At 71.6% G+C, this 9,337-nt stretch carries 9 protein-coding genes; 5 read left to right on the top strand and 4 right to left on the bottom strand.

The genetic code is table 11. The features are described 5' to 3' along the window. Positions 1-48 precede the first annotated feature (48 nt). The 4 genes from ACFU5G_RS26970 to ACFU5G_RS26955 form a co-directional block, all read right to left on the bottom strand. Positions 49-621 (bottom strand): hypothetical protein, encoded by a 573-nt coding sequence (locus ACFU5G_RS26970; protein WP_377251664.1) that lies wholly within the window; start codon positions 619-621, stop codon positions 49-51. Further along, complete coding sequence (locus ACFU5G_RS26965) at positions 611-1,252, bottom strand: 1-acyl-sn-glycerol-3-phosphate acyltransferase (RefSeq protein WP_020013603.1); 642 nt, start codon at positions 1,250-1,252, stop codon at positions 611-613. Before ACFU5G_RS26965 ends, ACFU5G_RS26970 begins: the two co-directional genes overlap by 11 nt. 152 nt (positions 1,253-1,404) lie before the next feature. Then, positions 1,405-3,279, bottom strand: coding sequence for a glycoside hydrolase family 2 protein (locus ACFU5G_RS26960; protein WP_377251662.1), 1,875 nt, complete (start codon positions 3,277-3,279; stop codon positions 1,405-1,407). Between the two features lie 118 nt (positions 3,280-3,397). Next, entirely contained in the window at positions 3,398-4,453 is a 1,056-nt protein-coding gene (locus ACFU5G_RS26955) for a LacI family DNA-binding transcriptional regulator (RefSeq protein ID WP_377251660.1), read from the bottom strand. A 187-nt stretch (positions 4,454-4,640) separates the two neighbouring features. On the opposite strand from ACFU5G_RS26955, the gene ACFU5G_RS26950 reads away from it, so the two are divergent. The 5 genes from ACFU5G_RS26950 to ACFU5G_RS26930 are packed head-to-tail and all read left to right on the top strand — an operon-like array spanning position 4,641 to position 9,174. Beyond that, positions 4,641-5,939, top strand: coding sequence for an extracellular solute-binding protein (locus ACFU5G_RS26950; RefSeq protein ID WP_377251658.1), 1,299 nt, complete (start codon positions 4,641-4,643; stop codon positions 5,937-5,939). A gap of 14 nt (positions 5,940-5,953) precedes the next feature. Then, on the top strand, positions 5,954-6,922 hold the full coding sequence (locus ACFU5G_RS26945) for a carbohydrate ABC transporter permease (protein WP_377251656.1): 969 nt from the start codon (positions 5,954-5,956) through the stop codon (positions 6,920-6,922). Position 6,923: 1 nt separating this feature from the next. Continuing rightward, a complete protein-coding gene (locus tag ACFU5G_RS26940; protein WP_377217654.1) occupies positions 6,924-7,835 on the top strand; it encodes a carbohydrate ABC transporter permease in 912 nt (303 codons plus the stop codon). A 16-nt stretch (positions 7,836-7,851) separates the two neighbouring features. Next, positions 7,852-9,012 carry an App1 family protein gene (locus ACFU5G_RS26935; protein ID WP_377251654.1) on the top strand — a complete coding sequence of 387 codons (1,161 nt, stop codon included), beginning with the start codon at positions 7,852-7,854 and terminating at the stop codon, positions 9,010-9,012. A gap of 15 nt (positions 9,013-9,027) precedes the next feature. Continuing rightward, on the top strand, positions 9,028-9,174 hold the full coding sequence (locus tag ACFU5G_RS26930) for a helix-turn-helix domain-containing protein (protein ID WP_377251666.1): 147 nt from the start codon (positions 9,028-9,030) through the stop codon (positions 9,172-9,174). The last annotated feature ends 163 nt before the right edge of the window (positions 9,175-9,337 follow it).

The following is a 9,337-nucleotide window of genomic DNA, read 5'->3' as shown; positions in this document are numbered from 1 at the left end:
TGTCAGACCCACAGGTCCCCCGAGGGACCTGTGGGTCTGACACGGGGGTCAGGACGGGCTCAGCGCCCGGAGCAGCTCGTCCGGCTCCGCGACGCCCACGAGTACCGACGTCGCCCGGACGCCGCGCAGCACCTGCACGCGCGCCGCGACCGGGCGCGACAGCCCGACCAGCACGGCGGGCGCCGCCGTCGTCCGCACCAGTGAGACCCGGCCCGTGTCCTCGTCGAACCCGGCACCGAGCTCCAGGGGAGCGGCCGCCGTCGGCCGGTACAGGGTCGCGGAGACCACGTCGCCGGGCGCGACGTCGACCGCGGCCACCCAGCCCAGCCGCAGCCGGACCACGCCGTCGGCCACGCGGTGCCGCGACCAGAGCGGCGAGACGAAGGCGGCCAGCAGGGCGGCCGTGAGCACGCCGGCGACGACGTCGACGGCCAGCGCGACCGGGCGCGGCAGGAGGGCGTTGCCGATCAGGTGCAGCACGAGCACCTCGACCGCGCCCAATGCCGCGACGCCGGCGACCAGCCCGAACCAGGATCCCCGCCCGCCCAGGCCGAACGACCGGCTCGGGCCGGAAGACCCGCTCCTGCCGGAAGACCCGCTCAGGCCGCGCTCACTCGGCACGCTCCTGGCCGCTCATCGCCTGGATGGACTGCATGACCTGCTCGGTCAACTCGCGCCGCGCCTGTGCGGGCTTGGTGCCGGCCGCGATCTGGCGCGAGGGGTCGATCGGCGTGCCGAAGTGGAGCTCGACGCGGGCGAACCGCGGCATCTTGCCGATGGGCTTCACCTTGTCCGTGCCCAGCAGCGCCACCGGGACCACGGGAGCCTTGCCGGTCAGGGCGAGCCAGGCGACGCCCGTGTGCCCCTTGTGCAGCTTGCCGTCCCGGGAGCGGGTCCCCTCGGGGTAGATGCCGAAGGCGCCGCCACGCTGCAGCACCGCCAGCGCGTCCTCCAGGGACCGCTGCCCGGCACGCGGGTCGTCCCGCTGCACGGGGATGTCGCCCATCTTGGTGAAGAACCAGCGCGAGAGGCGGCCCTTGATGCCCTTGCCGGTCCAGTACTCGGCCTTGGCCAGGAACGCGACGTGCCGCGGGGCCATGATCGGGATGAGCAGGGAGTCGATGAACGACAGGTGGTTGCTCGCGAGGATCACGGCGCCACGCTTCGGGATGTTCTGCAGCCCAGTCACGCGCGGGCGCAGGAGCACGAGCACGAGGATCGAGAGGATGAGCTTGAGGAACCGGTACGTCACCGGCCTATTGTGCACCCCTCAAGCACTGTTGTGGTCGGGGTGTTATGTGGTGAAAAATACTAAAGAGACCTACAAGGTGCACACTCCGGTAGACGTGTCAGACGTACAGGTCACCGGGGTGACCTGTACGTCTGACACGGGGAGCGAGACGGTCAGGCGTCGCCGTCAGCGCCCTTCTCGAAGGCGGCCGGACGCACCTGCACGGCACGCACGCGGTCGACGTCGAGCTTGACGCTCCGGTCGAACCGGTAGATGCCGTTCTCCTCCTGGAAGACGTCCGTGAGCTGCGTGTAGCAGTAGCCGAACATCAGCGGGTCGTCGAGCAGCGGGTCCGTCAGCCCGGCGAACCGGGTGTGGAACTCCTCCTCGTCCGCGACACGCTGGCCGTAGCCCCACGAGTCGGGCGAGCTGCCCGACGCGCTGGCCGCCGTCTCCGGGTTCCACCAGATGCCGCCGTACTCGCTGACGAAGTAGGGCTGGCCGTTGTACGGCTGCGAGATCGGCGTGCCGTTGTCCCGCTCGTTGCCGTACGGCTTGCCCTCGGCGAGGCCGCCCACCAGCTCGGTGAACTTGGCCGGGTCCTGCTCGTACAGGTGCGAGTCCCACACGTCCGTCTCGAGCACGCGGTGCGAGTAGCCGCTCGCGTCCAGCACCGGCCGCGACGGGTCGGCCACCTTTGTGGCGAGCCACATGGCGCGCGTCACGTCGTCGAGCTGCGTGATGCGGTCGTGCAGGTCCTGGTGCGTCTCGTTGAGCGGGCACCAGCCGATGATCGACGGGTGGTTGTGGTCCCGCTGGAGCGCCTCCAGCCACTCGGCGACGAACGACGTCGTCTGCCGCTGGCCGTCCTGCGGGGTGCCGTAGCCGCTGACGCCCCAGTCGCCGAACTCGCCCCACACCAGGTAGCCCAGGCGGTCGGCGTGGAACAGGTAGCGCTCCTCGAAGACCTTCTGGTGCAGGCGGGCGCCGTTGAACCCGGCCTCCAGGCCGAGCTCGATGTCACGCACCAGCGCGGCGTCGGACGGCGCCGTCATGAGCGACTCCGGCCAGTAGCCCTGGTCCAGGACCAGGCGCTGGAAGACGTGCTCGCCGTTGATCTTGATGGCCTGGCCGTCGATCGAGACGGACCGCAGGCCCGCGTACGAGCGCACCGTGTCCACGACGGCGCCGTCGGCGTCGCGCAGCTCGATGTCCACCCCGTACAGGTGCGGGTCCTCGGTGCCCCAGGTACGCACGCGGTCCGCCGGGACGACGACGCGCAGCGCCGGCGCCAGGTCGAGGTCGGCACGCGCGGTGGCGCTCGCGACCTCGCCGTCGGCGTCGGTCACCGTGACCGAGACCGTGTGGCCCCGGCGGTTCGCCGAGAGCGGCACGACGACGTCGAACGCGGAGCTCGACAGGTCGGGCGTGATCCGCGGGCGGCGCACGTGCACGGCCGGCACGGGCTCCAGCCAGACCGTCTGCCAGATCCCCGTGGTGCGCGTGTAGTTGCACTCGAAGTTGGCGTACCGGTTGGACTGCTTGCCGCGGGCCTGCGGCCCGTGGCGGGTGTCGCGGGCCCGGACGACGACGGTGACCGTGTCGCCGGGGGCGGCGATGCCGTGCAGGTCGGCCACGAACGGGGTGAACCCGCCGCGGTGCCGCACGACCTCGGTGCCGTCGACCCACACGGTCGCGTCGTGGTCCACGGCCCCGAAGTGCAGCAGCACGTGGGGGTCGTCGCCGACGGCGGACCAGTCCGCGGGCACGGTGATCTCGCGGCGGTACCAGACCGCCTCGAGGAAGTCGGTGTTCTCGATGCCCGACAGCTCCGACTCCGGGGCGAACGGCACGGTGATCTCGGCCTGGAGCGGCCGCTCGACGAGACCGCGCTCCAGACCGGAGTCGCCCGCGTCGATCTCGAACTGCCAGGTTCCGTTGAGGTTGAGCCAGCGATCCCGGACCAGCTGGGGCCGGGGATACTCGGGGCGCGGGACGGGGGTCGCCGTCGGCGCCCCGTCGGGCGAGAAGCGGTCGAGGAAAGTCATCAGCTGCTCCATTGCGTCTACGACAGGTGCGCGGTGATTCAACACGTCTTCCGCCAAGAATGCAACGTTGTATCAACCGGACGGCCCGGCGACGCCCCTGAACAGGGGCGTCACCAGGTCACGCGCGGCTGCTCTCGCGGACCAGCAGGCGGTGCGGAACCACCTCGTCGACCGGCTCGACGGAGCGGTTCTCGAGCTGCGCGATGATCCGGTCCACCGCCGTCTCCGCGATCGCGCGCAGGTCGGGCGCCACCGTGGTCAGCGTGGGGTTCGAGAACCGGCCGTCCTCCGTGTTGTCCCAGCCGGTCACCGCGATGTCCTCGGGCACCCGCAACCCGTTGCGGCGCAGCGCGTACAGCGCGCCGAGGGCGAGCTCGTCGTTGGCGCACACGATGCCGTCGACCTGGTCGATGCGGGGCAGCACCGACTCCACGGTGGCGGCACCGGCCGGACGGGAGAACTGCGGGCACTGGAGCACCCAGCGCTCGTCGGCCTCCAGGCCGGCCGCGGTGTGGGCGTCGAGGAAGCCCTGCACGCGCTGCGCGCCCGTCCGGCCCGCACCGGGCGGCTCCGCCCCCAGGAAGGCCAGCCGGCGCCGTCCGGTGTCCAGCAGATGCGCGGTGACCTGCGCCGCGGCGTCCACGTTGTCGATGCTCACGTGGTCCGTGCGGCGCTCGCGGACGGGGTCCGGGTCGGCCCGCTCGCCCAGCAGCACCAGCGGCACGGAGCCGCGCACCTCGTCGACCTCGGCCGGCGTCAGCTCCAGCGGGGAGAAGATGATCCCGTCGATCGCCTGCACGTCGAACCCGCGCGCCACCTCCAGCTCGGTCTCCCGCGAGGACCGGGTCTCCTCGATGAGCACCCGGTAGCCCCGGTCGCCCCCGACGTCGATCATCTCGTGGGCCAGCACCGAGAAGTACGGGGCGTGCACCCACGGCACCGCCAGGGCGAGCGTGTTGGTGCGGCCCCGCCGCAGCTGGCGGCCGGCGAGGTTGGGCCGGTAGCCGAGCTCCGCGATCACCGCCTCCACGCGTGACCGCGTGGCGTCCCCGACCCGGCCCGTGTCGTTGACGACGTTGGACACGGTCTTCCACGACACCCCCGCCGCCGCCGCGACCTCTTTGATCCCTACCCGTCGGCCACCTTGCTCGGACAAGCCTTCACTTCCTTCCACACCGCGCCTCTTGACTGGACGCCCGTCCTAGTCCATCGTGATCCAACGTTGGAGCGCAACGTTGCACCATTGGAGGTCGATGATGACCGTAGTACGAGGACGTGGTTTTCCGGGCCAAGGAAGCCCCGAGGCCATGTCGAGAGCCCGCAGTCTCTTGGGCAGTTCCGGGGGGCTGAGCAGGCGAGACGTGCTCCGCGCGGCCCTCGTCGGGGCGGGCGGGATAGCACTCGGCGGCGCGCTCGCCGGCTGCGCCACCCCCAGCGCCGCCGGCGCGGGCAAGACCTCCGTCATGGTCTGGGACCTGTTCTCGGGCGGTGACGGCGCGCTCATGCAGGAGATGGCGGGCGCGGTCGCCGCGGCCAACCCGGACATCGGCGTCGAGACGACGACGCTCGCGTGGGGGCCGCCGTACTACACCAAGCTGGCGATGGCCTCGTCCGGCGGGCGGCCGCCGGAGGCCGCCGTCATGCACATGTCCCGGCTCGCCGGCTACGCGCCGGGCGGGCTGCTGGAGCCGTTCGACCTCGACGCGCTGGCCGAGCTCGGGATCACCGAGGCCGACTTCGCGCCCGCGGTCTGGGAGAAGGCCCAGTTCGAGGGCCAGCTCTACGCGCTCCCGCTGGACACCCACCCGTACATCGCGTTCCACAACCCCGACATCGTGCAGCAGGCCGGCCTCGCGGGGGCGGACGGCAAGCTCGACCTGTCCGCCGTCGCCGGGGCCGACCGGTTCCTCGAGGCCGGGCGCGCCATGGCCGAGGTCACGGGCGAGACCGGCGTGAGCTGGGGCTACCAGCGCGACCCCGCCGGCTGCTGGCGCATGTTCTGGGGCCTCTACTCCCAGAACGGCGGCGGCTACGAGCTGACGCCGGGCCGCCCGGCGCAGCTCGACGAGGAGGCCGCGACCGAGGTCTTCGAGTTCCTGCAGGCGATGGTCGACGGCAAGGTCGCCGCCAAGAACCAGGACGGCAACGCGGCGTCCGGCCGGTTCATGTCGAACCGGACCGGCCTGATGTTCGCCGGCGAGTGGGACCTGCCGATGTTCCGCGACGCGAACCCCGACGTCGGCGCCACGCCGTTCCCGGCGGTCTTCGACACCCCGGCGAACTACGCCGACTCGCACGCGTTCGTGCTGCCCAAGCAGGGCACGCCGAACCCGGCCAAGCGCGAGGCGACCTACCGGGTGCTCGCGGGCCTCCTCAAGGAGGGCCTCACCTGGGCCTCGGCCGGACACATCCCGGCCTACCAGCCCATCGTCAAGGAGCCCGCCTACCAGGAGCTCACCCCGCAGCGCGACTACGCGCCCGCGGCCGAGATCGCCGTCTTCGACCCCGACGCCTGGTTCACCGGCGGCGGCAGCGACTTCCAGACGCGCATGGCCGACGCCATGACCGACACCCTGGCCGGCAAGGCCCCGGCGCGCACCGCCGTGACCCGCATGCTGAGCGAGATGGACCGGTTCCTCTCCCAGCCCAACCCCGCCTGATCGAGAGGACGACGATGACTGTCTCGAACGCCGGCGTCACGGCGCCCCCCGGGCGGGCACTGCCCGACTCGCGGAAATCCTCCGGCCGGACCGGCACGCGGCCCGCCGCACCCGGCAAGTCCCTGCGTGAGCGGGACAAGTCCGGCTACCTGTTCGTCGCGCCGTTCGCCGTCGCGACCGGCCTGTTCCTGCTGCTGCCGACGCTGTACGGCCTGTGGATGAGCTTCACGAACCAGAGCCTCACGGGCACCGGCAGCGAGTTCATCGGCTTCGCCAACTACGCCGAGGCCTTCAGTGATCCCCAGGTCTGGCAGACCCTGTGGAACACCGTCTGGTTCACGATCCTGAGCACCGTGCCCCTGGTGGTCGTCGCCCTGGTCATGGCGCTGCTCGTGCACACGGGCCTGCCGGGCCAGTGGGTGTGGCGCATGTCCTTCTTCGCGCCCTACCTGCTGACCAGCGCGGTGGTCTCCTCGCTGAGCAGCTGGCTGTTCCAGCCGGACATCGGGCTGCTCGACACCTGGCTCGCGGGTCTCGGCCTCGGGCCCGTCGGCTGGCTCACCGACGAGAACGTCGCGATGTTCTCGATCGCCGCCGTCACCGTGTGGTGGACCGTCGGCTTCAACTTCCTGCTCTACCTCGCGGCGCTGCAGGGCATCCCCGCCCAGCAGTACGAGGCGGCCACGATCGACGGCGCGGGCGGCTGGCGACGGCTGTTCTCCATCACCCTGCCCCAGCTGCGTCCGATCACCCTGGTCATCCTGGTGCTGCAGCTGCTCGCCTCGCTCAAGGTCTTCGACCAGATCTACCTGCTCACCGCGGGCGGGCCGAACGGCAGCACGCGGCCCATCCTCGAGTACGTCTACGACACCGGCTTCACCAACTACCGGCTGGGCTACGCGTCGGCGATCTCGTACGTGTTCTTCGCGCTGATCCTGGTGTTCACCCTGGTGCGGCTCCTGCCGTCGAAGAAGGAGGCCTGACGTGTCCGTCGCCGAACTTGTCGCAGACCGCCGGACCAAGGCGCTGCAGGAGCGCGCCGAGAACCGGGCCCTCACCAAGCTGACGATCGGGCCCTCCCCGTGGGTCCGCGTCGGTGCCCTCGCCGCGCTCGTCGTGCTCGCGGCCCTCTGGCTGCTCCCCGTCGCCTGGGGCGCCGTCACCAGCTTCAAGCAGGAGGCCGAGGCCGCGCTGCCGGCGTCGTGGTGGCCCACCATGGGCTGGACGGCTGACGCCTATCGCCAGGTGCTCAGCAACAGCGACCTGCTGATCTGGATGGGGAACAGCCTCGTCGTCGCGGTGCTCGTGACCGTGCTGACCGTGCTGATCTCCGCCATGGCGGCGTTCGCCTTCTCGCAGACGATCTTCAAGGGCCGTGGCCTGCTCCAGTGGCTGACCGTCGCCTCGATCATGATGCCCGGCCAGATCCTCATCGTGCCGCTGTTCCGGCAGATGCAGGTCATGGGCCTCGTGGACACGTTCGCGGGCATCGTGCTGCCGCAGATCGTGGCTCCCGTGATGGTGTTCATCCTCAAGCGGTTCTTCGACGCGATCCCGCAGGAGCTGCTCGACGCCGCCCGGATCGACGGGGCGGGCACGTTCCGGTTGTTCTGGACGATCGTGCTGCCGCTGTCGCGGTCGATCCTCGTGGCCGTCGCGATCTTCGTGTTCATCGGCGCGTGGAACAACTTCCTGTGGCCGTTCATCGTCACCACCGACCCGCAGTTCATGACCCTGCCGGTCGGCCTGTCCACCGTGAAGAACGCCTACGGCGTGCAGTACGCGCAGAACATGGCGTCCGCGATGATCGCGGCGCTGCCGCTGCTCGTGGTGTTCATGCTCTTCCAGCGCCGCATCGTCCAGGGCGTCGCGACCACGGGCATGGGCGGGCAGTAGTACGCGACAATCGGGTGTGGCCATTCCGACCCCGCACCCTTCGCAGCGCCCGCACCTCGCCGCGGTCGTGGAGGACCACCTCTACGCCGCGGCGGGGTGGGTGCTCGCCCGCGCCGGCTGGCAGCCCCGCCTGGAGCCGTACGCCGGGTACGGCACGCCGGACAAGGTGCGGGTGCTCGCCCGCGTGGTGCTCTCGCCACGGCGCCCCGGCACGCCGAACCGCGACGCCGTCCGGGCCGGACGGCGCGGGTTCCGACACTTCCTCACCGTGCCCGCGCCCCACCGCCGGGTGCGGATCGAGGCGGGCGGCAGCACCTCCGAGGTGACCAGCGACCGGGCCGGCTACGTCGACGTCTCGCTCCCCGCCGGCGCCCCCCTCTCCGACGGCTGGCACACCGCGCTCCTGACCTGCCTCGACGCCCCCGAACCGACCGAGGCCGAGGCCCCGCTCCGGGTGCTCGACGGGCGCACGCGGTTCGGCGTGGTCAGCGACATCGACGACACGACCATGGTCACCGCCGTGCCCCGGCCGCTGCTCGCGGCCTGGAACACGTTCGTGCGGCACTCCAGCGCGCGGCGGGCCGTGCCGGGCATGCCCGGGCTGTACCGCTCGCTCCAGCAGGCGCACCCCGAAGCCGCATTCTTCTACCTGTCGACCGGCGCCTGGAACACCGCGGGCACCCTGCGGGCGTTCCTCCACCGCCACGCGTACCCGCCGGGCCCGCTGCTGCTGACCGACTGGGGCCCCACGCTCACCGGGTGGTTCCGCAGCGGCCAGGCGCACAAGCGGGCGAGCCTCGAGCTGCTCATGACGTGGTTCCCGCACGTGCGATGGGTGCTCATCGGCGACGACGGCCAGCACGACGTCGCGATCTACCAGGAGGCCGCGCGCCGGCGGCCCGACCGCGTGCGCGTCGTGGCGATCCGGCAGCTCACCGGCGGGCAGCAGGTGCTGGCCGGCAACGCGCCGCACGTCGGGAGCGGGTCGCACGTGGGGGGCGGTTCGCGGGGCGGGAGCGGTTCGCGTGGCGCCGGGGCGGCGTCCGGCCCCGGCGATTCGCCGGTGCCGATCGTGGCCGGCCAGGACGGGGACGAGCTCGCCCGCCGCCTGGCCGCCGTGCCGGGTGTGCTCGGCGAGCCGGAGCCGGAGCCGGGCGCGGGCCCGGGCCCGGGCTAGCAGCGCGGCTCAGACCTGGTTCGGATCTCGGAGCTCGCGCGGGCGACGGGCTACCAGTCGGAGAGCGCGTTCAGCACCGCGTTCCGCCGCGTCGTCGGCTCGTCGCCCGCGACGTACCGAGGTCAGGCGCGGCGGGACCACGCGGTTTCTTCTACCGTCTGAGCCTGCGGTTCCACTCATCTCCTTCGAGACCTAAGTTTCTTCGCTTTGGGCCGCTCCAAAGCGAAGAAACTTAGGTCTCGAAGGAGATGACTACGCGGTGTCTTCTGCCGCCTGAGCCTGCGGTTCCGCTCCGGGCGGGTGCCTCGTTCCTCGGCCCCCACCC

This window comes from Promicromonospora sp. NPDC057488 (assembly GCF_042802395.1).
Lineage (GTDB): Bacteria > Actinomycetota > Actinomycetes > Actinomycetales > Cellulomonadaceae > Promicromonospora.
The sequence above is the reverse complement of the archived record's forward strand: the minus strand, read 5'-3'. Positions and strand labels throughout refer to the sequence as shown.